A 24,673-nucleotide genomic window follows, 5' to 3' on the forward strand; every position below is an offset into this window, starting at 1 on the left:
GTTCGTGGGTGCTTTCAGCAGCAGGTGGTGGAGTCGGCGTCGTCGGTGGCGCAGCATGCCGAGGTGTCGGAGAGTCCGAGCATCATGATCCCGGCCGGCGCCTCTGCGGCGGCGGGTTCGGTGAGGCCGGCCCATTTCGCAAGTTGGCTGCGGGTGGGATATTTGCCGGTCAGCGCGGTGACTCCGTCGACGAGCGCCAACGGGAGCCCTTCCGAGCCGGACAGCTTGAGAAATGCGGCGACGGTGTCGTTTCCGGCGAAAGCGAGGGGGTCATTGGCGAGGTTGTGGCGCGTGATGGTGCCGCCGTTGCCCGCGACCCAGTCGAGGTCGGCGGTGAAGGTGATCAGTGCCTGGTCGACGTCGTCGCCGCAGACTCCGGTGTTGCAGCACAGGGCGGGTTCGAATACTTCGATGGTGCTCATGGCGATGTCCTCTAGTTGTTGGGTGTGGTCTAGCTCAGTTGACGGGGAGAGCAAAGACTTCGTCGTCGAGTGCTGCGATGGCGTCGCGGGCAGTGCGGCCGACACCGATGATGGTGGCCGATGCGGGTCCGGTCCAGTCGCCGTACCCGAGGAAAATCAATCCGGGTTCGCCGGCGACGTGCGCTCCGTCCATGTCGATGCGCCCGGTCTCGGCATCCCGTAATCCGAGGGACTGCAGATGCCGCAGTACCGGACGGAATCCGGTGCACCAGATGATCACGTCCACCGGTTCGACGTGATCGCCGAAGACCAGTCCGGTGGCGGTGAGTCGGTCGAACATCGGGTGCGCCACCATCACGCCGCGGTCGCGGGCGGCTTTGACCGGCGGCACCATCACGATGTCGCCGAGTCCGGCGATGCCACCGGAATCGGTTTCGCCAGCTGCGATTTCACGGGCATGTTCACGCGCGACGTCGAAAAGGACCCGGCCGTCGACGTCGTCGGGCAGGAATCGTGGTTCCCGCGTCGTCAACCAGAGTGTCTCGGCGACGGTGGAGACTTCGGCGACGATCTGCGCAGCAGAGTTTCCGCCGCCGACGACAGCAACCTTGCTACCGGCGAACGGTGCCGGCGATTTGTAGCTGGTGGTATGGATTTGGGTGCCGGTGAACTCGCGGATACCGGGGTAGATCGGCCAGAACGGTTGGCGCCACGTACCGGTGGTGTTAACGACAGCCCGCGCGAACCAGCTGCCGCGATCGGATTCGACGAGATACCCACCGCCGGACCGGGTTACCGAGGTGACTCGGACCGGGCGCTGCACCGGCAGGTCGTATCGGGTCTCGTAGGCGGTGAGGTACTCCGCGACATGTGAGGCGGGCGGGAAACCCGGGCTCCATGCCGGCATCGGCCAACCGGGCAGTGAGGAGTACCCGGCGGGTGAGAACAGGTGCAGTGAGTCCCAGTAGTGCTGCCACGATCCACCGGGCGATGTTTCGGCGTCGAGGATCACGAAGTCGCGCCCGGTGCGGCGCAGGTAGTACCCGGCTGCCATTCCGGCTTGACCACCTCCGATCACGACCACGTCGGTGGAGATCGGCATCTGTGAACTCACGAGTGTCCTTTCCTCATCCAGGATTTCGATTGTGCGGCTGCGCTGATCGAGGTGTCAGGGCGTGGTCAGACGATCGGCGAGTGCGTCGACGCGGGCGGCGATGTCGTCGCGGACCAGGCGCATTCGTTCGATTCCGTCGATGCCGCGTTCGGACGGCTCGTCGGTGTCCCAGTTCTCGAAGTCGGTGCCGGCGACGGAGTCGACCTTCGCTTCGTTGCCCAGGGTGACGACGAGGTCGACATCGCGCACGAGTTGCGGATCGATCAGCGTCGGAGTTTGTCCGGTGATGTCCACCCCGACTTCGAGGAGGGTTTCGGCGGACAGGGCGTTGACCGCGTCGCCGGGTTTGGTGCCGGCGGAGTACACGTCCACCTGGTCGCCGGCGGCTTTGCGCATGAGGCCGGCGGCCATCTGGGATTTTCCGCCGTTCTTGACGCACACGAACAGCACTGACGGTGTACTCATCGAAAATTCCTGTCTCTGGGTTCGATTGTCAGGGGGCGCCGACGACATCGACGGCATGGCCCGCTGCGTCGAGGGTGTTGGCGGTGATGTCGCCACGATCGGCAAGCCAGCGTTCGGCGTCGATCGCAGCGGAGCATCCGGTGCCGGCAGCGGTGATCGCCTGACGGTACGTGTGATCGACCAGGTCGCCGGCCGCGAAAACACCGTCGACGGAGGTGGCGGTGGAGCCCGGGGCGACGCGGACGTAGCCGGCGTCGTCGAGATCGACCTGGCCCTTGACGAGTTCACTGCGCGGATCGTGGCCGATGGCGACGAACATGCCCGTGATGTCGAGGGTGGACGTCTCGCCCGTAACGGTGTCACGGACCTTCAGTCCGGTGACGCTGTTCTCGCCCAGGACTTCGAGGGGTTCGGTGTTGACGAGGAATCGGATCTTCTCGTTCGCCTTGGCGCGCTCGAGCATGATGCGCGAGGCCCGGAACTCTTCGCGGCGGTGCACGAGGGTAACGCTGCGGGCGAAGCGGGTGAGGAAGGTTGCTTCTTCCATGGCGGAGTCACCGCCGCCGACCACGACGATGTCCTGGTCGCGGAAGAAGAAACCGTCGCAGGTGGCGCAGGCGCTGACGCCGCGGCCGAGGAGGCGTTCTTCACCGGGAATGCCCAGGTAGCGGGCTGCCGCGCCCATGGCGAGGATGATCGCGTGCGCGGCGTAGGTTTCGCCGTTCGCGACGACGGTCTTGATCGGCTTGCTCAGATCGATCTCCTCGACGTCCTCGGTGCGGATGTCGGTGTCGAAGCGCAGTGCCTGCTCGCGCATCTGTTCCATCAGATCGGGGCCCATGATTCCTTCGCGGAATCCGGGGAAGTTTTCGACTTCGGTGGTGGTCATGAGGGCGCCACCGAACTGGGTTCCCTCGAAGAGGAGGGGCGCGAGCTCAGCACGCGCGGTGTAGACACCAGCGGTGTAGCCGGCCGGTCCGGAACCGACAATGATGACGTCATGGACCGCGGACGGGATGGTCATAGTGTCTCTTTCACGGGATCGAATACGGGAAGCGTGGGCGGTCAGCGCGATACCGACGGGGCGGTGAGTTCGCTGATCAGGGCTTGTACGCGAGTCTTGATCTCGTCGCGGATCGGGCGAACCGCATCGATGCCTTTGCCGGCCGGATCGTCGAGGACCCAGTCGCGGTAGCTCTTGCCGGGGAAAATCGGGCAGGTGTCGCCGCAGCCCATCGTGATCACGACATCGGAGTCCTGCACGGCGTCGGTGGTGAGGATCTTCGGGGTCTGGGCGGAGATGTCGATTCCGAGTTCGGCCATCGCTTCGACTGCGGCGGAGTTGATGGTGTTCGCGGGGGCGGATCCGGCGGAGCGGACCTCGATGGCGTCGCCGGCGAGGTGGCTGAGGAATCCGGCGGCCATCTGCGATCGGCCGGCGTTGTGGACACAGACGAACAGGACGCTGGGCTTGCTGGTCATGAGGATGAAGGTTCCCTTCGAAGACGGAAGTAAGAGGTCGGTCAGACGGCGACGGGTGTGGTCAGTTCGGTGAGCAGCGCGATCACCCGTGCATCGAGGTCGTCGCGGATTGCCCGCACCACCTCGAGGGGTTGCCCGTCCGGATCGTCGAGAGCCCAGTCGAGGTACCTCTTCCCCGGGTAGACGACGCACGCATCACCGCAGCCCATCGAGACGACACAGTCCGCCGCGGCGACCACATCATCGGTGAGCGGTTTCGGGAACCCGTCGGCCAGATCGATCCCGATCTCGGCCATCGCCGCGGTGACGGCGGGGTTGATCTCGTGGACCGGCGCGGATCCGGCTGAGCGCACATGAACGCGGCCACGGGCGTGGTAATCGAGTAGTGCCGCCGCCATCTGCGACCGCCCCGCGTTGTGCACACACACGAACAGAACTTCGGGCACGTCCTTGGCGAGTGCTCCGCTGGACTGGGCCAAAGCGGTGAGGCGGTCGGCGGCGAACCGCGCCGCGAGCGAGGTGAGATGAGTGTGGATCTTCGCGGTCCGGCGCAGCGCCGTGTAGGACTCGAAGACATAGCGTTCGACGGTTTGCGCGGAGAACACTCCGACGTACTTCGCCGCCAAGTCGTGCGCGGTGCGCGAGAGAACGGCCTGCGGTGAGAGGAGATCGGGCTGGGCGCGGTGCTCGTTCATCATGACTCCCGAAGAGTTGTAGGTGACTTACGTAGCGGTGGGTGCGGGTGAAACCTCTTTGACGGCAAAGCGTTTGCGTAGAGCAAGGGAGACATAGACCAGCCCGACGAGCACCGGTACCTCGATCAGCGGGCCGACAACACCGGCAAGAGCTTGCCCCGAGGTGGCGCCGTAGGTGGCGATGGCTACGGCGATCGCGAGTTCGAAGTTGTTGCCCGCTGCGGTGAACGCCAGGGTCGTCGTGCGTTCATAGCCCAATCCGATTGCGGCGCCGAGGATGTAGCCTCCGCCCCACATGAGCGCGAAGTACGCCAGCAGCGGCAACGCGATCCGGACGACATCCCAGGGCTGGGAGGTGATCTGTTCGCCCTGCATCGAGAAGAGCACGACGATGGTGAACAGCAGACCGTAGAGCGCCCAGGGGCTGATCTTGGGGATGAACTTGGTGTCATACCAGTCGCGGCCTTTGGCGCGTTCACCGAAGAAGCGGGACAGAAAACCTGCCAGCAGCGGGATACCGAGAAAGATCAGGACCGATTTCGCAATCTGCCAGGGCGAGGTGTCGATGGTGGTCTGTTCGAGGCCGAGCCACCCGGGCAGGACCGAGAGGTAGAACCAACCGAGCACGGCGAACATGATCACCTGGAACACCGAGTTGATGGCGACCAGCACCGCGGCGGCTTCGCGGTCTCCGCACGCCAGGTCGTTCCAGATGATCACCATCGCGATGCAGCGAGCGATACCGACGATGATCAAACCGGTTCGGTATTCCGGCAGGTCGGGCAGAAACAGCCAGGCGAGGGCGAACATCAGCGCCGGGCCGAGAACCCAGTTCAGGAACAGGGAGCCGGCGAGGAGTTTCTTGTCCCCGGTGACTGTGTCGAGGCGGTCGTAGCGGACCTTCGCCAACACCGGGTACATCATGATCAGCAGGCCGAGGGCGATCGGCAGGGAGATGCCGTCGATCTGCACCTTCTCCAGGGCAGTGTTCACACCGGGGATCCAGCGTCCAACCAACAGGCCGACGACCATGGCCACGCCGATCCAGACCGCAAGATAGCGGTCGAGGGTGGAGAGTTTTCCGACGACTTCGGGGTGTTCGGTGGTGGCAGCGGTGTTGCTCATGCGGTGACCTCTGCGCACGCGTCCGCGACACTCACGCTCGTACCTTCGACCAGGAGCACGGCGGAAAGCTGTTGCAGCGCAGCCGGAATAACCCAGTAGTACACCCAGGTCCCGCGGCGTTCACAGTCGAGCAGCCCGGCCTGTCGCAGCACCTTGAGGTGATGCGAGATAGTCGGCTGAGACAGGTCGAACGTATCCGAGATGTCGCAGACGCAGGCTTCACCACCCTCGTGACTTGCCACCAAGCTCAGCAGGCGCAAGCGGACGGGATCGCCGAGGGCTTTGAACATCCGCGCCAGGTCGCCGGCCCAATCCTCGGTCAACGGTTCACGGACGAGCGGCGAGCAGCAAGCGCCGGCCTCCGCCCCATCTTGATTCGACATGCTTCGATATTGACAGATATCGAAATAACGCGCAACCAACCTCAGATGAATTTCCGCCGACGAGAGACGACTTGACTCCGTAGCCGGGTACCGGGTTCACAATGGCGACATGCGTAGCAGTGAACTGGCCACCCTCGCCGGGGTGAACGTACAGACGTTGCGGTACTACGAACGGCGCGGACTCCTGCAGCACCCGCCGCGATCCACCTCGGGATACCGCTCATATCCGGACGAAACTGTCGAAATTGTCCGGTTCGTCAAACGCGCCCAAGAACACGGCTTCAGCCTCGACGAAATCAACGAACTTCTCCATCTCGCCGGCGGCGGACCGGACGATTGCGACACCGCTCGGCGACTGGCGCAGACGAAGATCACCGAGTTCGGCGAAAAGATCCGAGATCTGCAACGCATGCGGGCCTCGCTGACCGAGTTCGCGTCCACCTGCGCGCGACCGCGAGCGGACCGGCACTGCCCCATGCTCCAGACACTGCACACCGACAAAGGACGACCATGATGCATCTCGAAATTCTGCAGGTCCCGGACTGCCCTAACGTGCCGCTCCTCGAACAACGAATCGAGCACGCTCTTTCAGGCGTGCCGATCGAATGGGAACTGCGCCACGTGATCATCGAAGATCCTCGATCAGCGGAACTTGCGGGCATGGCGGGATCTCCGACGTTGCTCGTTGACGGCCACGACCCCTTTGCCGAACCGGATCAGGTGCCAAGCGTGTCCTGCAGGCTCTACCGCGACGCCGTGGGCGCGGTCGGTGGCGCTCCCACTGTGACTGCCCTGAGGAATGCATTCGAACGGGATTCACCCACTGCCGCTACTTCCGTACCTGACTGATCAATACACCGACAACACCACTACAACCGCTTCGCGCACCTCATCACGTTGCAGAGCGCCGAACCTGCTGAAATAGGAAGGGATGCATGGCCGCAATCAATTTCACGATTCGGCAACACCTTCCTGAGACTCGGATTCCAGGATCCAGCACACACCGACATCGTCGGCTTCCGACGGAATCTCACCTTCCGCTCGACTCAGCAAAGCAACAAGGTTTGTTTCGAGCGTGGCAAGTTCGCGGATCTTGCCACGAACCTGGGAAAGATGCTCCGAGAGCATCTCCACGACCTGTTCACAAGGAGCCGCCCCGCGGTCATGGGTGGTGAGGATCTCGCGGATCTCTCGCAAGGTGAAACCTGCAGACTGGGCGCTGCGGACGAACCGCAAACGCGCAAGAGATTCCGGACCGTAGTCCCGGTAGCCGTTGGACTTTCGGACCGGGACGGGAATCACCCCACTGTCCTCGTAGAAACGCAGCGTTTTCGGGGCAACGCCACTTCGAGCGGCCAGTTCACCAATTTTCACGAGATCCTTGACCTTCCATCGCACTGGAATGTCCATTATGGATGACGTTCGGGAACCGCAGGTGACTCGGACCGTTCGTCGCCGCGCTGGCGATGAACACTCAGAAGGAGGTGAATGAAATGAATCCACTGGAGATGTTGTGCGACTGGCTGTGTCGAGCGATGGGTCCTTGCTGTCCCCCCATGTGATGCCGTGGCGAGCAACTCGCAAACTACAGATGTCACTTCGCCATTCCTGGTGAGGTACGTCGGCCGGCCACCGTTCGGCTGACGTACCGCATCTACTTCAAGTCCAGTGCGTCCACCCTTCCTGGAATCGTCCAATATTGCTATCATCGTCGTATGACGATGAATAACGAGCCTGGATGCCTCGCCGCAACCGGCAGCGGGTCGAGCCTGGATGCGGCAGTGGCACTGTTCCACAGTCTCTCGGACGGCACCCGGTTGTCGATCGTGCGCCGTCTCGCCGAAGGAGAGGCGCGGGTTGCGGATTTGATCGGTGAACTCGGCCTCGCCCAGTCGACGGTGTCCGCACATGTTGCATGCCTACGTGATTGCGGTTTGGTCGACGGCAGACCGGAAGGTCGGCAGGTGTTCTACTCGCTGGCCCGGCCGGAATTGATGGACCTACTCGCCTCGGCGGAGACGCTGCTTGCCGCGACGGGGAACGCGGTTGCCTTGTGCCCGAATTACGGCACCGCCATCGGAGATAGCCGTGAGTGACGCATGCGGTTGCGGTCACGACGAACCCCGCGTCGAAGGCGAGGAAGAACACGGGCCCGAAAAGTGGTGGCAGGTTACCGAGATCCGGGCGGCTGCAGCTGCGGGCGTGCTGCTGATCGCGGCGCTGATAGTGGGCCTGGCCGGTGGGCCGGATGCTCTCGGGCTCGGTCTCGAGGTGGGCGCCCTGCTCATTTCCGGTTACACGTTCGTCCCGTCCACTCTCGCACGCCTGGTCAAGGGCAAGATCGGGGTCGGCACCCTGATGACGATCGCGGCTGTCGGCGCGGTACTGCTCGGTGAGGTGGGCGAAGCGGCCATGCTCGCGTTCTTGTTCGCGATCAGCGAGGGACTCGAAGAGTATGCGGTCACCCGCACTCGCCGGGGCCTGCGGGCCTTGCTGTCTCTGGTGCCGGCCACCGCGACAGTTCTCCGCGGCGGCCGCGAGGAAACCGTTCCGCCCTCCGAACTCCAGCTCGGCGAGCTCATGGTCGTCAAGCCTGGGGAACGGATCGCCACCGACGGGGTCATCCGCACCGGACGCACCGCTCTGGACACCTCCGCGATTACCGGTGAATCGGTGCCCGTCGAAGCCGGTCCCGGCAACGAGGTGTTCGCAGGATCGATCAACGGCACCGGCGTCCTCGAAGTCGAGGTCACCGCAGATGCGCAGGACAATTCGCTGGCCAAAATCGTGCGGATCGTCGAGGCCGAGCAGTCCCGCAAGGGCGAGGCGCAACGCCTCGCCGACAAGATCGCCAAACCGCTGGTTCCAGGTGTGATGATCGTCGCCGCAGTTATCGCCGCGGTCGGCAGTGTGCTCGGCGATCCGCTGGTGTGGATCGAACGCGCCCTGGTGGTGCTGGTCGCCGCCTCCCCGTGTGCGCTGGCCATCGCGATCCCTGTCACCGTTGTCGCCGCGATCGGTGCGGCGTCCAAGCTCGGTGTCCTGGTCAAGGGCGGCGGTGCACTCGAGGCCCTCGGCCGGATCCGCACCGTTGCGTTGGACAAGACCGGCACCCTCACCCGCAACCAGCCTGCCGTGATCGATGTGGCCACGGCGGACGGCGCCAGCCGCGAGGACGTTCTCGCGGTGGCCGCAGCGTTGGAGGCGCGCAGCGAGCACCCTCTCGCTCGCGCGATTCTCGCCGCCGTCGACGACTACGCACCCGCCGACGACGTGGACGCGGTCACAGGGGCGGGCCTGACCGGGGCCATCGACGGCATACCTGTGCGCCTCGGTCGACCGGGCTGGATCGACCCGGGTCCGCTGGCAGGGGATATCGAGCGGATGCAGCATGCCGGCGCCACTGCGGTGCTGATCGAGCGCGCCGGAACGGTCATCGGGGCGGTCGCCGTCCGTGACGAGCTCCGACCGGAAGCACGTGAGGTGGTTGCCGGGCTACGACGCGGCGGGTACACCGTCGCGATGCTCACCGGCGACAACGAACGCACCGCCCAGGCGCTGGCCGCCGACGTCGGGATCGACGACGTGCACGCCGACCTGCGCCCGGAGGACAAGGCACGGATCGTGGAAACCTTGCGTGCGAGCCGCCCGACGGCAATGGTCGGGGACGGTGTCAACGACGCCCCCGCCCTGGCCACCGCCGACTTGGGCATTGCCATGGGCGCGATGGGTTCCGACGTGGCCATCGAGACCGCCGATGTTGCTCTGATGGGTGAGGACCTGCGGCACCTGCCGCAGGCGTTGGCGCACGCGCGCCGCTCCCGGACCATCATGTTGCAGAACGTCGGACTGTCGCTGGCGATCATCACCGTTCTGATGCCGTTGGCCTTGTTCGGGGTTCTCGGCCTGGCCGCCGTGGTCCTGGTGCACGAGGTCGCTGAGATCGTGGTCATCGCCAACGGTGTCCGGGCCGGCCGCGCGCAAGCCTTCCCCACCGGATCGGTACCCGCACCGGCGGGGAAGGTCGAGGCCCGCACGTGAGCGAATTAGCGGCTCGATCAATCCGCACAGGTAGCACGCGGCGGGTGATTCTCGTGGTCGTCGGTCTCGCTCTCATCGCGATCGCACTGTCGGCCGAACCCGTTGCGCGCCGTACCCTTTCCGGTGCACGCACCGTCGATATGGGATTGCTGCAACTGAAGTTGGCGTACAACAGCGGTGTCGCGTTCAGCATCGGCCAACAGCTTCCGGCCTGGATCATCCTCGCGGTCACCGCCGCCATCACTCTCGGCGTCGGAATTTACGCCTGGCGCACCGTCCCCACCGCTTCACTGGTGGGGACGGTGGGTTGGTCGGCGATCCTCGCCGGAGCTGCCGCCAACGTGATCGATCGTGCCGTCGACGGAAAGGTCACCGACTATTTCCACACCGGCTGGTGGCCCACCTTCAACCTCGCCGACACCTACATCACCTGCGGCGTCGTGCTGCTCGTCGCATCACTGATCTTTGAGTCCACCCACGACCCGGCCGATCCCCCGCCCGCACAGGAGAGTTCGAAATGACAGCAATACCCGAGATCAGGCCGCGCCGCGGCAGCCGCCGGATGCGAGGATGATCGGCACCATCGCCGCGGCGGTAGCGATGTTCGCCGGCACCAACATCGACGACATCGTCGTACTGACCGTCCTGTTCGTCGCCTCCGCCAGTCAAGGACGGCCGCGGGCATGGCAGATCGTTGCCGGCCAGTACCTCGGCCTGATCACCCTCGTCGCGATCAGTGTGGTCGCCGCCCTCGGGTTGGTGATCGTGCCCGAGGACTGGGTTGGACTACTCGGGTTACTTCCCCTGTCGCTAGGAATCTGGGGACTGATCCAGGGCTTACGCAGCGACGGAGACGGTGAACCCGTAGTCCTCGCGGCCGGGACGATCAGCGTCGCCGCCATCACCATCGCCAACGGCGCCGACAACATCGCCGTCTACACCCCGGTCTTCCGCACTCTCGGTGCGCCCCAGACCATCGTTACCATCGCCGTGTTCCTGATCTGTGTCGGACTCTGGTGCGCCGCCGGCAGAATGCTCGGCACCCACAAGAAGGTCATCGACACCCTCGAGCGCGTCGAGCACTGGCTCGTGCCCACAGTCTTCATCGGGCTGGGCGTCATCATCCTGCTCGAATCCGGTGTGATCGGCCGCCTGATCGCCGCCGCGGCATGACCGACACTGCTGGCACGGTGGCACCTTGATCCGTCCCGGCTCCTCGCGGTCGCCGGGGCACTCGGATGTCTGCGACTCCGCGCACCGCATCCCGGCCGGAGCCGTGCATGGCGCGTCACAACGGTCCGGCCACCGAAGCAAAGGCGAGCGGAAGATCCAGTGCGAATTGGCAGAACGACAAACTCGGACGGCGCCCGAATGATCGTTGGACCAGCGGTGGCCGCCTTCTCGGACGTCGGCACGGGCAGGGGTTGGGCTTCCTGCCCTCTGTCGGAATTATCCGATGGCCGTTTGCTGAAATCGGGGAGATCAGCCCCGTGAACCACTCGCATCGTGCGGCTTGCGCAGCGGCGGCGCATTCGTCAGGCGGGCGATGTGTGGAGACCGAGCTGCACGGCATGCTCGTAGTCATCGTCGATGAGGACCACTGTGCGGTGTTCGCGGTCGAGAAGTGAAGCGGCGATCGATGCGCGGTAACCGGATGCGCAGTGCACCCACACTTCGGCCGCGGAAACTTCCTCGAGTCGGTGTGGTAGCTCGTGGAGGGGGATGTTCACGGCACCAGGAAGGTGGCTGTCCGCGTACTCGGACTGTTGACGCGCATCGAGGACGCTTATCTCACGTTCGCCGGTGGCCGCCGCGAGTCCGGCGAAGTCGGATACATCGTAGGAGCGGACCTTTCCGTCGCCGACGAGCGAGTGAATCTCACCGACGGCGGATCCGGAGGGACTGTCGATGCCGATCCGAGCCAGCTCGCGGGTCGCCTCGGCGATCTGGTCGGTTGTTTCACCGATCAGCGTCAACGGCACGCCCCACTGATAAAGCCATCCGAGATAGGTGACGAAGCTGGTCGACAGTTCGAACCCGAGAGAGCCATCGACGTGGCCGGCGGCGAAAGCGGTGCGTGCTCGTAGGTCAACGACCCATTGCCCGGCGTCGATGCGGCGACGTAGTTCGTCTGGATCGACGGGCTCGGGCATGGACAGGTCGATCGGGGCCGGCCCTTTGGTGTTGATGACGCCCATATGGGCGTAGTACGCGGGATATGCAGACAGGCCCGCGATCAGCTCGTCGACATAGGTGTGTTCGTCCTGAGTCAGTGCGGGGTTGGACTGCTGCTGTTCACCGATGGTGGATGAGTCCCCGCTGGTCGGAGTTGCGGCACAGAAGCTACCGAACCCATGTGTGGGGTAGACCTCCACCTCAGCGGCCAGTTCGGCCGCGATGCGGCGGACCGAATGGTACTGCGCGTGGGTCAGTTCATCAGTGTGCTCGGAGCCGAGCAGGTCAGTACGCCCGGTGGACCCGTAGAGCATGGAGCCGCCGGTGAAGATTGCGATCGGCTCGCCGCGCCGGTGCAGAACGTAACTGACGTGGTGATGAGTATGCCCTGGGGTGTGCATGACCTCGAACGTCGTCGATCCCGCGTCGACGACATCGCCGTCGACGACTGCTCGGCGCTCGTATTCGACCGGATCGCCGTCCGGGACGACGTATTCGGCACCCGTGGCGCGCGCAAGTTCCAGGCCGCCAGTGACGTAGTCGTTGTGGATGTGAGTTTCCAGCACGTGGGTGATGACAGCGTTCTTTTCTGCTGCCAGCGCCCGGACGCGGTCGATGTCGCGTTGTGGATCGATCACCACGGCGATACCGTCGTGGCTGATCAGATAGCTGCGGTCGCCGAGGCTGGAAGTTTCAATGATGGCGATGTCCGGGTCGGTCGTGCTCATGGGGAGCTCCTACATGTTGTCGGTCGGCCTCGTTCCTGATGTGAAGCGGGCGTTCAGGCCAGCGCCAGGAAGAGCTTTTCCAGTTCTGCTTCGGTCATGGGTTCTTTGTTGTCTGCCGCTTCGCCTGTCATACACTCTCGGAGACCGGTAGCGACGATCTTGAAGCCCGCTTTGTCGAGGGCCCTGGAAACAGCGGCGAGCTGGGTGACAACGTCTTTGCAATCGCGTCCGTTCTCGATCATGCCGATCACTCCCGAGAGTTGGCCGTGTGCGCGGCGGAGGCGGTTGAGGACCAATGCGATGCTGTCTTCGTCGCCGATCATGGGGTCTCCTTCAGATGCATGATGATGCCAGAAATTGCCAGATTACCCCCGGGGGCATCCAACGGGGTGCACGGTAGATCATCCGAGAACGAGAGTGTCGATGAGGACGTAACCTGCCACGACAAACACCAGGTAGGCGAACCACTGCCGAAGTGAGTCCGTGGCGATGCGTGTACCGAATCGTCCGGCCACCAACGAACCCGCAATGGCTGAACCTGCGAACGCTGCCGTCAAGGGCCAGTTTCCACCGAGGCCGTCGGCCTGAGCGATGAGTCCGGCGGCGGAGTTGGCGACGATGACCACCAAAGAGGTTCCGACGGCGACACTCATCTCGATTCCCAGCAGCAGAACCAATGCGGGGATGATCAAGAAGCCCCCGCCGACGCCGAACAGTCCGGTAAGGACACCGACGCCGAATCCGGTCGGTATGGACCGAGGTGCGCATCGGCGCCAGTTGATCCCGGAATTGCTCGTCCTGCAGGCGGTTCCGGGATTGTCGGGGCTGCGCAGCATGCGTGCCCCCGCGAGGATCATGACGATCGCAAAGCCGATCATCACGGCAGTTTCAGGTAGATGCTTGCCAAGGGCAGTGCCGGCCAGGGTGCCGAGGACTCCGGTGGCGGCGAAGATTGCCGCGAGTCGCCATTCGATGAGCCGCGCCCGCACCTTGGAGATGACCCCGACCGCGGAGGCGACACCGATCACCAACAGCGAAGTCGGTATCGCCTCCGGCAGGGGGAACCCGAGGGCGTACACGAGGATCGGGACAGCGAGGATCGATCCACCGCCTCCGAGGAGACCGAGCAGGATTCCGACGGTGAGGCCGAGCGCCAGCGCCAGGGTCAACGTCATCAACTGCGCACTGCATCCCGACTGCCGAGCGTGTCCAGGGCGGCTTGGAGTTTGGTGGTGGCCTCGGCCGCGACATCTGACAGTGCTGGTTCGCCCGTCACTTGGACCATGAGGTCCGGGTTCATCGCCTCGACGATGACCGATCCGGCGGTGGTGTCGGCACGGACGACGACGTTGCAGGGCAGTAGCAGGCCGATCTCACGCACGATTCCTACGGCGCGGTGTGCAAGCGTGGGATTGCACGCGCCTAGGATCAGATACTTCTCCATGTCTGTGCCAAGTTTGGCTTTCAGGGTGGCCTGCATGTCAATTTCGGTCAGCACACCGAAGCCTTGCTCGGACAGTGCTGCTTTGGTGGCGGTGACCGCCGTCTCGAAGTCGGTGTCGGTCAAGGTGGTCGAGAGTGCGATGGTCATGGTGGAGAATTCCTTCCGTTCGTCGAACTGCGGCAATTGTGTGCCTATCCGCTTCGGGGGTGGCGAAGACTTGGTACGCCCGCTCTGGTGAGAAGCGCACTTGCCGGGCACCAGCCGACCGCGGCGTAGAGGGCGAGGTTCGCGGCGGCGAAGGCGCTGAGCAGCCTCCACCGTGGTGCGTGGAGTTCGCCGAGGGTCAGGCCCGTGGCGGTGACGCCGGCGGCCAGTGCGGGGACGATACGTTCGATCGGCCACCCGGCAGACGTGCTCGAATGCGTGATGTTCGGATCGGTCATGATTCCTCCGTGAGGTGTTGTAATGGTCAGTGCGAGAAGCGGATCGACGGCAACATTCTGCGCAGCCAGCCCGGTGCCCACCATGCAGCGTGACCGCTCAGCCGGAGCAGGACCGGGAGCAGGATCAGCCTGATCAGGAAGGCGTCGAGCAACACCGCGACGCCGAGGATGATGCCCATTTCCTTGGGTGGGAGCGGATCGGAGAGCGCGAAGGTGAAGAACACGGCGACCATGACCGCCGCAGCGGCGAAGATGACGCGTCCGGAGTGCGCGAGGCCGTCAACCTGAGCAGCCTTCGGGTCCCCGGTCTTCTCGTAGTGTTCTTTCGCGGTGGCGAGCAGGAACACGGTGTAGTCCATGGCGATGGCAAAGATCATCGCGAAGAAGAACACCGGCCCCCAGCCGTCGAGGAAACCTTGAGGGGTGAAGCCGAGCAGCGACGATCCGTGTCCGTCTTGGAAGATCAGCTTCGCAACCCCGAACGCTGCGGCGGTCGACAGCAAACTGACGGCGGTGCCGAGGATCGCGATCAGTGGTGCCTGCAGAGCGACGAGCAGCAGGATGAAGCCGAGGGCGAGGATGATCCCGATAACCAACGGTAGGTAGTCGTTCAGGGCTTGCTGCAGGTCGAGGTTCTCCGCTGGCGCGCCGCCGACGAGCGCGGACTCCGGTAGTTGTGCGCGTAGGTCACCGAGGATCGTGCCCATGGCCTCTGCGGAAGGGTCCACGGCAGGAAACGCTTGCAGCAGTGTGTAGTTCGAATCGTCTGTTGATGGTGTGGGCGGGGTGACCATCGAGATCCCGTCGACGCTGCTCGCTGCCGCGGCGGTAGCAGCCGCATCGGAAGACGGGACAACTATCTGCAGCGCGCCGGGTGCCCCGTCACCGAACTGGGCCTGAACCAACTCGTAACCTTGCCGAACGGGCGCATCGTCGGGAACGACAGCGATGGACGGCATTGCCACCTTCAGTCCCAGGACAGGTAAGGCCAGGGCGACGAGGATGCCGACGGAGACCAGCGCGAACGGCCATGGGTACTTGTGAAGCAATTCGCCCCACGCAGCGAACTTCGGGGATCGGTGCTGTTGGCGTTTCGCGTAAGGCAGGGATGCTGCGTTGACCTTGGGGCCGAGTGCGCCCAGCGTGGCCGGAAGAAGTGTCATGGTGGCGATCAGAACGAACGTGACGGCCAGCATGATGCCTACGGCCATGGTGCGCACGGCCGGTGCGGGAACGAGCAGCACTGCCGAGAGGCTGACCAGGACGGTAAGTCCGGACAGGATCACCGCTTTGCCTGCGGTGTCCATGGTTTCGGCAACGGCTGCTCGTGGATCGGCCGTACGGAGGGCGTCGCGGAAGCGGGCGACGATGAACAAGGCGTAGTCGATGCCGAGAGCGAGGGCGAACATCATCGCGAAATTCATCGCCCATACCGAGATCGGTGTGACCTCGTTGAGCAGCACCAAACCGCCGGCGGAGGCGACGAGTCCGGCCACTGTGAGCAACAGCGGCAGCCCGGCAGCGACGAGGGAGCCGAATGCGAGCACCATGATCGCCAAAGTGACTGGCCAAGAGAATAGTTCAGCCTGAATCATCGCATCGTGGTTGGCTTTGTTGAAGTCGGACCACAACGCGGAGGATCCGGTGGGATAGACCTCGATACCGTCGCCGGAGAGTGCGGTCAGCTCGTCTTTGACATCGTCGACGGCTTTGACCATGTCGTCCGCGTTTGCGTTGGCGCCGGCGATGAGGATGCCGGTGTGGCCGTCGGGGCTGATGGTCATACCAGGCTGTGGGGCGATGACGGCACCGAACCGGGTGTCACCGTCGAACACAGCTGTGACGTCGATGAGTCTCTGCTGCACGGTGGGATCGTCGATCGACGCGGTGTCCGAATGGACCACCACCTGAACCGCGGCCGAGGAGTTCCCGCCGAAATGCTGTTGCGCGAGTTCACGGACCTGGACCGATTCGGATCCGTTGGCTTGCCACCCAGCACCCGCCAGTGACGAAAAAACCGACGGCGCTGCAGATCCGAGCGCGACAAGCGCGATCAGCCAGACACCGAACACCCATCGGCGGCGTGCGACCATCGCGCTTCCCAGGCGTCCGAGTATGCCGGGTGTAGATACGCGATCACGATCGTCACGACCGGTGGCCGTCACGGTGTCGGGCACAGACATAACTTCTCCTAAAATACGGGCTGGGGTATTCAAATGAGCGAGCTAGACCTCGGTAAACCTGACCCAATTGGAAGGTTAGGCCCTTGCACTCGCGACCGGGATTGGCGGCGAAACAGCGATCGCGAGGCGCTGGCGCCGATCGATAGGACCAACGGTCTCAGCAGAGCAGGTGCACTGCCGAGGCCGTGAAACATCCTTCGTGACGTCGTCGACATGTCGATCGCAACCTGCCCACGCGATCTTGTCGCATATCGGGCACGGGACGGGGTAACACATAGACAGTCCTTTCTGACGAGCGTCTACCCACTGTTGCATATACCCAGGGGGGTATGCAAGTACCCCTGGGGGTATACGCTCGGGTAGGCCGTTCGCTCCTCTCGGGCGCCCACCCGAGGGGGTGGGCCGTCCGGGTCGTCGAGTGCCCAGGCGAGGTACCGCTTTCTGGGTAGCCGACGCACACGTCGGCGCATCCGTCGAGACGACTCAGTCCGGGTGCGGCGGCCACGCCATCGGTGAGAGGTCTCGGGAACTCGTGGCGTGGATCGAGCGCGCCGGAACCGTCATCGGGGCAGTCGCCGTACGAGACGAGCTCCGACCGGAAGCACATGAGGTGATCGCCGGGCTACGACGCGGCGGGTACACCGTCGCGATGCTCACCGGCGACAACGAACGCACCGCCCAGGCGCTGGCCGCCGACGTCGGGATCGACGACGTGCACGCCGACCTGCGCCCGGAGGACAAGGCACGGATCGTGGAAACCTTGCGTGCGAACCGCCCGACGGCAATGGTCGGGGACGGTGTCAACGACGCCCCCGCCCTGGCCACCGCCGACTTGGGCATTGCCATGGGCGCGATGGGTTCCGACGTGGCCATCGAGACCGCCGATGTTGCTCTGATGGGCGAAGACCTGCAGCACCTGCCGCCGGCTCTGCATCCGATGAACCGAATGCTCGCACAATTGCGCAGTGTCTACACGAAGCGCATCGCTTGCACGACCGACACAGCGCCGTCGCGTTTGGGCCCGCAAAGAGGACCGCAGCCGGCCGCACCAGCGATGACACCCAGCGTTGGCATCACCTCGAACGCACACATGTCCTCTCCCAGCCCTGTCCATGGCCACACAAACCACCTCGCCATGCTCCCCTGGCCTTACATCAGCGTGACTGCCGCGAAGCCGTCGGGCAGGTTCTTCGCATCATCGTCGTCGCCGCCCCGGGATCCGCACTGGGCCGCTATCCGGAGGGCAACACCGAACGAACTCGTGCCGGTCTTATGACACCGATGCCGATACCTGACGATCTTGCCGAGAAAATGCAGACCTACCAGTCCTGGGTTTCGTTTACCGCGAGCTGTCCTGCACTGCCGCATACTCGAAACCACACGCCGACGGAGGAACACCATGATGCACCTTGAAATTTTGCAAGTCCCGGACTGCCCGAACGTGCAGCTCCTCGAACAACGGATCGAGCACGTTCTCGCGGAGGAGTCCATCGATTGGGAACTGCGCCACGTAATCGTCGACGATCCTCGATCCGCAAGGCTTGCGGGCATGACCGGATCGCCGACGTTGCTCGTCGACGGCCGCGATCCGTTTGCCGAACCGGACCAGGTCCCCAACGTGTCATGCAGGCTCTATCGAGATTCCACGGGCGAGGTCGGTGGCGCTCCTACCGTTGCTGCACTGAGGGGTGCGTTCGGTATGGCTGCGCCCACAGCTGATGTAGAGGGCGATGAGTGAAAGTATCGGCCACCCACCGGTGGTCCCAACAGGGTCGTCTCCAGCAGCAGCCCCGGGGTTCCTCACAAGGGCGAGCTGACTCAACGGTCCTCCGTACTGCGCCTGCTCGAGTCTCGTCCGCCTGATCCCGCAGCTTGTACCGATTCCGAAACTCGAGACCACCACGGATACCGCCGACTCCGCACCTGATCCCGTCACCTGACATCTTCATCCCAATGCCAATCAATGCATGATCGCGCGCCCTCGGCATCACCCAGGAAGGCAGCTTTGAGCGGTCATACGTCCAAAAAAGACAGGTTGTGGCACCGATGCTGGGCATTTTCGTTACTGGAGCTTTCACGCGCACCTAACCGGAGGGAACCCTTCACCGGGTGCGCATTGCACGCCGTTTTTCATCTACGACCATCACTTCTTCATTGATCCGGCGGCGCAATGACCGGAACGCGATCGCAGAGATGGCGAATCCGAGCAGCACCGCCCCGAACAGTGCTAACACACCGGGGATTTCGAGTTCGAGTATGGCGTTGATTCCCATGATGATCACTGCGAGGCCGGCGATCAGGGCGAGTCGAACCGCGGTGTAGTACATCACCAGACGCACGAGCTTTGACCGTGCTACACGGTTGATCCGCGCCACGCGCGTCTGCGGTGCTTGATGGGCACCCAGTGCCGCAATTTCTGGGCTGACTGGTGGATTGATACGGCCCTTCGGAGCGGACTGGCGTTTCACGATGCTCGATTCTCGGGTTCGGATCCCGCCTCTGGTTGGCGGGGGCGACAGAACGAACCATATGTCTACTATGCACAATAGTAGTTCAGTGTTGTCCCGGTTCACCGCACCACGCTTGGAGGAAGTGCATGCAGGCACAGTCTCGGTGGTTCCTGCTCTTCCTGGTTGTGATCGGTCTTCTCGTCGTGGCGATCTGGCCTCGATCAACGTCAACCGAGACCCATTCCTCGACCCGGCCTCAAGTGCCTCCGGCCGCCCAGGCAGATGAAGATCGCGTCGACTCGGGGTTTTCCTCGAAGTCCGCGGCAGCAGCGGTTCCCTGTCCTGTGGCCCCGGCAGTACCGCCCGCTGGAGGAGAACTCCTGGGAATCAAAGCGACGTGTCTTGGCGAGAATACTGTGGTCGACCTCGGTGCAGCGCTGTCCGGGGAGCCGACCCTGATCAACCTCTGGGCCTCGTGGTGCGGGCCGTGCCGATCGGAAATCCCGGTCCTGAATGACTATGCAGGTACTCCGGGCTCCATCCGAGTAGTCGGGATCAACGTCCAGGACGACATGTCCACAGCACTAGCGCTTCTCACCGCTGCAGGCGTGCACTATCCCTCGTTCGCTGCGGTCGACGACATCGGAATTGCGCTATCGGCGCCGCCAGTTCTGCCGCTGAGCTTTCTCGTCCAACAAGACGGGTCCGTCGAACAGATTACAACCCCCATGGTTTTCGAAAACACTGACCAAATACGCTCCGCTGTAAGTGAGTTGATGAAATGAATGCCCCCGCACTCCCTCGCAAATCGAGACAACGCGTACTCGGAACACCGACCCGCATCCTCCCACTGGTCGCTATTCTCACTGCGATCGTCGTCGCCGCGAGTGGATGTGCAACCGGCACCGATGCAGTCGCTTCGGGTGCGAATTTCGATTTCGTGTCACCGGGAGGACAAACCGATATTTTGTACGACCCGCCCGAATCGCGAAACATGATCGGTGTATTGGCCGGACCTGACCTCATGGCCGACGGTAGCGATATTTCACTCACTGATTACGCCGGTCAGGTCGTCGTGATCAATCTGTGGGGGCAATGGTGCGCCCCGTGCCGGTCCGAGGCCGACGATCTCGAGCGCGCGTACGAAGCAACCGAAAGTCTCGGTGTTCAGTTTCTCGGGATCAACGTTCGAGATCCTCAACGAGACAAGGCCCAGGACTTCGTCGTCGACAACAACGTCAGCTACCCCTCGATCTACGACCCGTCGATGAGAACTTTGACAGCGCTCGGCGGAAACTATCCGACAAGCGTGATTCCCTCCACCTTGGTGTTGGATCGCAGACAGCGCGTCGCCGCTGTGTTTCTTCGCGCACTTCTCACCGAGGATCTGCAACCGGTCATCGAGCGCGTGGCGGCCGAGCGGTGAACGAACTCGCCCAAGGTGTCGGCTCCAGCTTCCAGACCGCCGCCTCGAGCGGCCCGTTACTGCTCGCCGTAGCAGCGTGCATTCTGGCCGGTCTGGTGTCGTTCGCATCGCCGTGCGTGGTGCCGCTCGTTCCCGGATATCTGTCGTATCTAGCCGGCATTTCCGGAGCTGATTCTCCAGCGGTGACCCGTGGCGACGAGACCTCGGAACCTGCAGGCAGATGGCGGGTGACAGGCGCGGCAACGATGTTCGTTGCCGGATTCACCGTGGTGTTCGTTCTCGCCACCGCATCGGTATTCGGCGTGATCAGCACCCTGCGCATCAACGAAGCGCTGCTCCAACGTGTGGGTGGTGTGATCACCATCGTGATGGGGTTGACATTCATCGGCCTTATTCCTGCCCTGCAGAAAGACGCACGATTCGCGCCGCGACGTATCTCCTCCCTTGCCGGCGCACCTTTGTTGGGGGGCGTGTTCGCGTTGGGTTGGACACCATGTCTCGGCCCCACTCTCGCAGGGGTTCTTTCGGTGGCGGCCGGAACTGAAGGCACGACGGCAGCGCGCGGGGTGCTGCTGATCGTCGCCTACTGTCTAGGACTTGGATTACCGTTTATCGTGCTGGCGTTCGGGTCGGTGAAAGCGCTCCGAGGCGTCGGATGGCTCAAACGCCATTCACGAACGATTCAGATCGTCGGCGGAATAATGCTCGTCGCTGTCGGTCTGGCACTGGTCACCGGTGTGTGGGGCATGTTCGTCGGCTGGTTACGCAACGAATTCGTCAGTTCGGTCGTGCTGCCGATATGACAGATAACGCCACCGCGGGAGGTCGCATCCGCCGCCTACCGAGACTGATTATCCGAGAAAGCGTTCGACTACTGCGCCACAATTGGCGCCGGTTGACGTCGATGAGCACCGCGCTCGTGCTCCTGTTCCTCTTGGCACTCGCAGCACTTCCCGGTGCTATGTTGCCTCAGCGAAATCTCAACGTACAGAAAGTTTCCCAGTACATCGCGGCGCAGCCAACCCTCGGCCCGCTATTCGACAAGCTGGAGTTGTTCGACGTCTTTTCCAGCTTCTGGTTCACTGCGATCTACGTCCTGCTGTTTCTCTCTCTCATCGGCTGTCTTGTTCCACGCCTGCAGGCGCATCTCGGCGCGCTTCGGAGCCAACCTGTACGAGCACCTCGGAATCTGTCCAGGTTGCCGCACCATTTCCACGGCGTAGTTGACATCTCGCATGACGAGGCCCTCACCAGAGTGCGGCAGTCGCTCAAGGGCTGGCGGGTAGCCGTCAGGTCCGAAAAGGATTCCGAGGTATCGGTTTCCGCGGAAAAGGGGTATCTGCGTGAGGCCGGGAATCTGGTGTTCCACTTCTCGCTGATCGGGTTGCTCGTCACCGTCGCGATCGGCAAGTTGGTGGGGTACGAGGGTTCGGTGATCGTCATTGCCGACGGCGGCCCCGGTTTCTGTAATACGTCACCTGCCGTGTACGACTCGTTCCGCGCGGGAAGTGCTACTGACGGCACGGGTCTCGCGCCCTTTTGCATCAAGGTCAACGACTTTTCCGCAGATTATCTCGATACTGGTCAGGCCGAAATGTTCACCTCCAACATTTCGTATCAGAGCGGGCAGGATATCGCGACCAATACCTGGAAAGACTATCGTCTTCGGGTCAACGAACCGCTGCGTACCGACGGTGCCCGTGTTTATCTGACCGGCCATGGGTACGCGCCGCAGTTCACCGTCACTTTTCCCGACGGACAGTCCCGTACCGAGACGATGCAGTTTCAACCGGACGATGCGGTCACGTTCCTGAGCAGTGGGGCGTTGCGGTTCGATCCGCCAGGTGGATCGTTTCCGAATCCGGACGAGCGCCGGAAGAATCAGATCGCCATCGAGGGACTCTTCGCGCCGACCGCTTCCTTCAGCGGGACGCTTCTGACTTCGTCGTTTCCCGATGCGCGTGACCCTGCGGTCGCGATCGACATCTACAAGGGCGATACGGGTCTGGACACCGGCATCCCGCAATCGATCTTCTCGTTGAACAAGGAAATGATCAACCAAGGAAGGCTGGTCAAACAAGATCGTGTGAACCTCCGCCCTGGAGAGACGCGGACTCTCACCGATGGAACACAGGTTCGGTTCGACGGCGCCAAGGAATTCGCCAATCTGCAGGTGTCGTACGACCCTGCGCAACAGTGGGTTCTCGTCTTTGCGATCACGATGATGCTCGGACTTCTGATCTCGCTCGTGATCAGGAGGCGGCGAGTGTGGATCCGCCTACGCCCGGGGACGGGACCGGAGCAGGCTGATCTCGAACTCGGTGGACTCGCGCGGACCGATCATGCCGGCTGGGGCGGCGAATTCGACGATCTCTGTGAGAAATTGTTGACTGACCAGCGCAGTTCTCCTTCTACGAGAGCGGGCCTGTGAGGGTCCTTTCGGTCGACCGTGCGATCACTGCCGACAGTGAATTAGATGCATGCCTGAAGAGTGGTCGCCCCAAACGGCACCACGGTGGGATCGCTTTGCGTCTCGCTCTTTCGGTGGGCGCTGGGTGGCTGCTGTTTCTCAGCTTTCCGCCGCGCACGCTGTGGTTTCTCGCCCCTGTAGCCATCGCCCTGCTGACCGTCGTTCTCCAGGGGCGCAGTCTCCGTGCGGGTTTCGGATTCGGCTATGCCGCGGGACTGGGATTCTTCGTTCCCTTGCTGCCATGGGTCGGAGCGTACGTGGGTGCAACGCCTTGGTTGGCGTTGGCGGCGATTGAAGCGCTCGCGTTCGGAGTGTTCGGCGTACTGGCGGTGGCCGTCGGCCACGCTCCGCTTTCCCCGGTGTGGATTGCGGGTGCATGGGTCACCGCAGAAGCACTTCGTAGCCGAGTTCCGTTCGGCGGTTTCCCGTGGGGGCGTTTGGCCTTCGGGCAGGCAGACGGCCCGCTGCTGCCGTTGGCTTCGATCGCGGGGGCGCCAGGTCTTTCCTTCGTGACTGCACTGATCGGAACACTCATCGCCTGGTCACTGGCTGGGCCCTTGAATGTTCGATGGCAAGCATTGGCGAAAGGTGGCGCTTGCATCGTCCTCATCTTTGTGAGTGCATTGGTGACCGGTTCTCCCGGTGCCGCCCCTGACGAGGTCGTCACTGCGACCGTCGTTCAGGGCAACGTGCCGCGACTCGGCCTCGATTTCAACGCCCAACGCCGAGCTGTGCTCGACAATCATGTTGCCCGCACCGAACAACTCGCAGCTGAGGTCACAGCGGGCCGAGCAGCCCGGCCACGACTTGTCATCTGGCCCGAAAACGCTTCGGATATAGATCCTTTGACGAATCGGGATGCGGCGGATCGACTGGACCGAGCAGCCCGTTCTATCGGCGCCCCGATCCTGGTCGGTACGGTCCTGCAGGGCGAGCCAGGAACATCGATCAACAGTGCCATGGTCTGGGATCCGACGGACGGCCCTGGGCAGCAACACATCAAGCGGCAGCTTGTGCCCTTCGGGGAGTACCTGCCGCTCCGATCGATCGTTAGTGCGGTGTCGTCATATGCCGATTCTGCGGGCAATTTCGTTGCCGGGAACGGGAACGGCGTCGTCGACCTCAACGGAATTCAGGTAGCTGTTGCCACGTGTTACGAGGTGGCCTTCGACGATCTGGTGACCGAGTCCGTCAAGGCAGGAGCCACCGTCATCGCGGTTCCCACCAACAACGCGACCTTCGGCCGGACCGAGATGACCTTTCAGCAGCTGGCCATGTCGCGGGTGCGGGCGGTCGAACACGGCCGCAGTGTGCTGATCGCAGCAACCAGCGGTGTCAGCGCAATCATCACGCCAGCGGGTGTGGTGCGTCAACAGAGCGAGATCTTCACAGCACAAGCATTGACCGACGAGATCGCCGTTCGCTCCGATCTCACGTTGGCAACACGTGTGGGTTCGATTCCGGAACTCGCGTTGTCTGCGATCGTGCTTTCTCTCGCCGCTTCGGCACTCTTCAGAGGCATGTACCGGGTTCGGCGGGGTGAAAGAACGAGAACATGAATTACTATGCATGATAGTAATTCAGTGTCGGTGCCAGTGCACAAGCGAAACGAGTTCACCAATGACGA

At 63.2% G+C, this 24,673-nt stretch carries 28 protein-coding genes and 2 pseudogenes; 14 read left to right on the forward strand and 16 right to left on the reverse strand.

Going from position 1 to position 24,673, the window contains the following annotated elements:
* Positions 1 to 14: 14 nt before the first annotated feature.
* The 8 genes from arsD to M1L53_RS33220 form a co-directional block, all read right to left on the reverse strand.
* On the reverse strand, positions 15 to 422 hold the full coding sequence (gene arsD, locus M1L53_RS33185) for an arsenite efflux transporter metallochaperone ArsD (RefSeq protein WP_058038021.1): 408 nt from the start codon (positions 420 to 422) through the stop codon (positions 15 to 17).
* Positions 423 to 456: 34 nt separating this feature from the next.
* A complete protein-coding gene (locus M1L53_RS33190) occupies positions 457 to 1,524 on the reverse strand; it encodes an ArsO family NAD(P)H-dependent flavin-containing monooxygenase (RefSeq protein ID WP_058038028.1) in 1,068 nt (355 codons plus the stop codon).
* Between the two features lie 66 nt (positions 1,525 to 1,590).
* A complete protein-coding gene (locus tag M1L53_RS33195; RefSeq protein ID WP_054802002.1) occupies positions 1,591 to 2,001 on the reverse strand; it encodes a low molecular weight phosphatase family protein in 411 nt (136 codons plus the stop codon).
* A gap of 28 nt (positions 2,002 to 2,029) precedes the next feature.
* A complete protein-coding gene (trxB, locus tag M1L53_RS33200; protein ID WP_058038022.1) occupies positions 2,030 to 3,025 on the reverse strand; it encodes a thioredoxin-disulfide reductase in 996 nt (331 codons plus the stop codon).
* A gap of 41 nt (positions 3,026 to 3,066) precedes the next feature.
* The gene (locus M1L53_RS33205) at positions 3,067 to 3,483 is read right to left on the reverse strand and encodes an arsenate reductase ArsC (RefSeq protein WP_058038023.1); all 417 of its coding nucleotides are present in this window, start codon (positions 3,481 to 3,483) and stop codon (positions 3,067 to 3,069) included.
* A 41-nt stretch (positions 3,484 to 3,524) separates the two neighbouring features.
* Positions 3,525 to 4,181, reverse strand: a complete 657-nt coding sequence (locus M1L53_RS33210; protein ID WP_371335444.1) for an arsenate reductase ArsC — start codon at positions 4,179 to 4,181, stop codon at positions 3,525 to 3,527.
* A gap of 24 nt (positions 4,182 to 4,205) precedes the next feature.
* Positions 4,206 to 5,303, reverse strand: a complete 1,098-nt coding sequence (gene arsB, locus M1L53_RS33215) for an ACR3 family arsenite efflux transporter (RefSeq protein ID WP_011133472.1) — start codon at positions 5,301 to 5,303, stop codon at positions 4,206 to 4,208.
* Complete coding sequence (locus tag M1L53_RS33220; RefSeq protein WP_020971547.1) at positions 5,300 to 5,686, reverse strand: helix-turn-helix transcriptional regulator; 387 nt, start codon at positions 5,684 to 5,686, stop codon at positions 5,300 to 5,302. Before M1L53_RS33220 ends, arsB begins: the two co-directional genes overlap by 4 nt.
* A 109-nt stretch (positions 5,687 to 5,795) precedes the next feature.
* Between M1L53_RS33220 and M1L53_RS33225 the strand changes: the two genes are divergently transcribed.
* A complete protein-coding gene (locus tag M1L53_RS33225; protein ID WP_011133470.1) occupies positions 5,796 to 6,200 on the forward strand; it encodes a MerR family transcriptional regulator in 405 nt (134 codons plus the stop codon).
* Positions 6,197 to 6,535, forward strand: a complete 339-nt coding sequence (locus M1L53_RS33230; protein WP_020971548.1) for a hypothetical protein — start codon at positions 6,197 to 6,199, stop codon at positions 6,533 to 6,535. The genes M1L53_RS33225 and M1L53_RS33230 overlap by 4 nt, the downstream gene beginning before the upstream one ends.
* A gap of 102 nt (positions 6,536 to 6,637) precedes the next feature.
* Here M1L53_RS33230 and M1L53_RS33235 read toward each other — a convergent pair whose 3' ends face one another.
* Positions 6,638 to 7,096, reverse strand: coding sequence for a heavy metal-responsive transcriptional regulator (locus tag M1L53_RS33235; RefSeq protein ID WP_011133469.1), 459 nt, complete (start codon positions 7,094 to 7,096; stop codon positions 6,638 to 6,640).
* 305 nt (positions 7,097 to 7,401) lie between these two features.
* Here M1L53_RS33235 and M1L53_RS33240 point away from each other — a divergent pair, with 305 nt between their 5' ends.
* From M1L53_RS33240 to M1L53_RS33255, 4 genes are read left to right on the forward strand one after another with little or no spacing between them, the layout of a single operon-like run.
* Positions 7,402 to 7,782 (forward strand): helix-turn-helix transcriptional regulator, encoded by a 381-nt coding sequence (locus M1L53_RS33240; protein ID WP_011133468.1) that lies wholly within the window; start codon positions 7,402 to 7,404, stop codon positions 7,780 to 7,782.
* Positions 7,775 to 9,727 carry a cation-translocating P-type ATPase gene (locus tag M1L53_RS33245; RefSeq protein ID WP_020971549.1) on the forward strand — a complete coding sequence of 651 codons (1,953 nt, stop codon included), beginning with the start codon at positions 7,775 to 7,777 and terminating at the stop codon, positions 9,725 to 9,727. Before M1L53_RS33240 ends, M1L53_RS33245 begins: the two co-directional genes overlap by 8 nt.
* The gene (lspA, locus tag M1L53_RS33250; RefSeq protein ID WP_011133466.1) at positions 9,724 to 10,248 is read left to right on the forward strand and encodes a signal peptidase II; all 525 of its coding nucleotides are present in this window, start codon (positions 9,724 to 9,726) and stop codon (positions 10,246 to 10,248) included. The genes M1L53_RS33245 and lspA overlap by 4 nt, the downstream gene beginning before the upstream one ends.
* Before the next feature lie 49 nt (positions 10,249 to 10,297).
* A complete protein-coding gene (locus M1L53_RS33255; RefSeq protein WP_020971550.1) occupies positions 10,298 to 10,900 on the forward strand; it encodes a cadmium resistance transporter in 603 nt (200 codons plus the stop codon).
* A 362-nt stretch (positions 10,901 to 11,262) separates the two neighbouring features.
* On the opposite strand, the gene M1L53_RS33260 is transcribed toward M1L53_RS33255, so the two are convergent.
* The 6 genes from M1L53_RS33260 to M1L53_RS33285 form a co-directional block, all read right to left on the reverse strand.
* Positions 11,263 to 12,630 carry a rhodanese-like domain-containing protein gene (locus M1L53_RS33260; protein ID WP_003944677.1) on the reverse strand — a complete coding sequence of 456 codons (1,368 nt, stop codon included), beginning with the start codon at positions 12,628 to 12,630 and terminating at the stop codon, positions 11,263 to 11,265.
* A gap of 53 nt (positions 12,631 to 12,683) precedes the next feature.
* The gene (locus M1L53_RS33265; protein ID WP_003944639.1) at positions 12,684 to 12,953 is read right to left on the reverse strand and encodes a metal-sensitive transcriptional regulator; all 270 of its coding nucleotides are present in this window, start codon (positions 12,951 to 12,953) and stop codon (positions 12,684 to 12,686) included.
* Positions 12,954 to 13,031: 78 nt separating this feature from the next.
* Positions 13,032 to 13,805 (reverse strand): sulfite exporter TauE/SafE family protein, encoded by a 774-nt coding sequence (locus tag M1L53_RS33270; protein WP_003944622.1) that lies wholly within the window; start codon positions 13,803 to 13,805, stop codon positions 13,032 to 13,034.
* Positions 13,805 to 14,221, reverse strand: coding sequence for a DUF302 domain-containing protein (locus M1L53_RS33275; RefSeq protein WP_011133463.1), 417 nt, complete (start codon positions 14,219 to 14,221; stop codon positions 13,805 to 13,807). The genes M1L53_RS33270 and M1L53_RS33275 overlap by 1 nt, the downstream gene beginning before the upstream one ends.
* Before the next feature lie 44 nt (positions 14,222 to 14,265).
* Entirely contained in the window at positions 14,266 to 14,517 is a 252-nt protein-coding gene (locus M1L53_RS33280) for a YgaP-like transmembrane domain (RefSeq protein ID WP_003944652.1), read from the reverse strand.
* A gap of 26 nt (positions 14,518 to 14,543) precedes the next feature.
* Positions 14,544 to 16,700, reverse strand: coding sequence for an MMPL family transporter (locus M1L53_RS33285; protein WP_019747395.1), 2,157 nt, complete (start codon positions 16,698 to 16,700; stop codon positions 14,544 to 14,546).
* A gap of 544 nt (positions 16,701 to 17,244) precedes the next feature.
* On the opposite strand from M1L53_RS33285, the pseudogene M1L53_RS33290 reads away from it, so the two are divergent.
* The 3 genes and pseudogenes from M1L53_RS33290 to M1L53_RS33300 form a co-directional block, all read left to right on the forward strand.
* Positions 17,245 to 17,631 (forward strand): annotated as a pseudogene (locus tag M1L53_RS33290) (HAD-IC family P-type ATPase); the annotation flags it as partial.
* A 56-nt stretch (positions 17,632 to 17,687) separates the two neighbouring features.
* Positions 17,688 to 18,008: pseudogene (locus M1L53_RS33295) on the forward strand (DUF3703 domain-containing protein); the annotation flags it as partial.
* A 91-nt stretch (positions 18,009 to 18,099) separates the two neighbouring features.
* Complete coding sequence (locus M1L53_RS33300) at positions 18,100 to 18,438, forward strand: hypothetical protein (protein WP_003944633.1); 339 nt, start codon at positions 18,100 to 18,102, stop codon at positions 18,436 to 18,438.
* Positions 18,439 to 18,802: 364 nt separating this feature from the next.
* On the opposite strand, the gene M1L53_RS33305 is transcribed toward M1L53_RS33300, so the two are convergent.
* Positions 18,803 to 19,168 carry a DUF4229 domain-containing protein gene (locus tag M1L53_RS33305; protein WP_019747393.1) on the reverse strand — a complete coding sequence of 122 codons (366 nt, stop codon included), beginning with the start codon at positions 19,166 to 19,168 and terminating at the stop codon, positions 18,803 to 18,805.
* A 128-nt stretch (positions 19,169 to 19,296) separates the two neighbouring features.
* Between M1L53_RS33305 and M1L53_RS33310 the strand changes: the two genes are divergently transcribed.
* From M1L53_RS33310 to lnt, 5 genes are all read left to right on the forward strand, one after another.
* Positions 19,297 to 19,935, forward strand: coding sequence for a TlpA disulfide reductase family protein (locus M1L53_RS33310; RefSeq protein ID WP_003944602.1), 639 nt, complete (start codon positions 19,297 to 19,299; stop codon positions 19,933 to 19,935).
* Entirely contained in the window at positions 19,932 to 20,576 is a 645-nt protein-coding gene (locus M1L53_RS33315; protein WP_261949282.1) for a TlpA disulfide reductase family protein, read from the forward strand. The genes M1L53_RS33310 and M1L53_RS33315 overlap by 4 nt, the downstream gene beginning before the upstream one ends.
* Positions 20,573 to 21,379, forward strand: coding sequence for a cytochrome c biogenesis CcdA family protein (locus tag M1L53_RS33320; protein WP_261949283.1), 807 nt, complete (start codon positions 20,573 to 20,575; stop codon positions 21,377 to 21,379). The genes M1L53_RS33315 and M1L53_RS33320 overlap by 4 nt, the downstream gene beginning before the upstream one ends.
* A complete protein-coding gene (locus tag M1L53_RS33325) occupies positions 21,376 to 23,007 on the forward strand; it encodes a cytochrome c biogenesis protein ResB (RefSeq protein WP_058228113.1) in 1,632 nt (543 codons plus the stop codon). The genes M1L53_RS33320 and M1L53_RS33325 overlap by 4 nt, the downstream gene beginning before the upstream one ends.
* Positions 23,008 to 23,096: 89 nt before the next feature.
* Positions 23,097 to 24,605 carry an apolipoprotein N-acyltransferase gene (lnt, locus tag M1L53_RS33330; RefSeq protein WP_231917504.1) on the forward strand — a complete coding sequence of 503 codons (1,509 nt, stop codon included), beginning with the start codon at positions 23,097 to 23,099 and terminating at the stop codon, positions 24,603 to 24,605.
* Positions 24,606 to 24,673: the final 68 nt, after the last annotated feature.

It is taken from the genome of Rhodococcus sp. T9N, assembly GCF_024436645.1.
GTDB classification, from domain to species: Bacteria; Actinomycetota; Actinomycetes; order Mycobacteriales; family Mycobacteriaceae; genus Rhodococcus_F; species Rhodococcus_F qingshengii.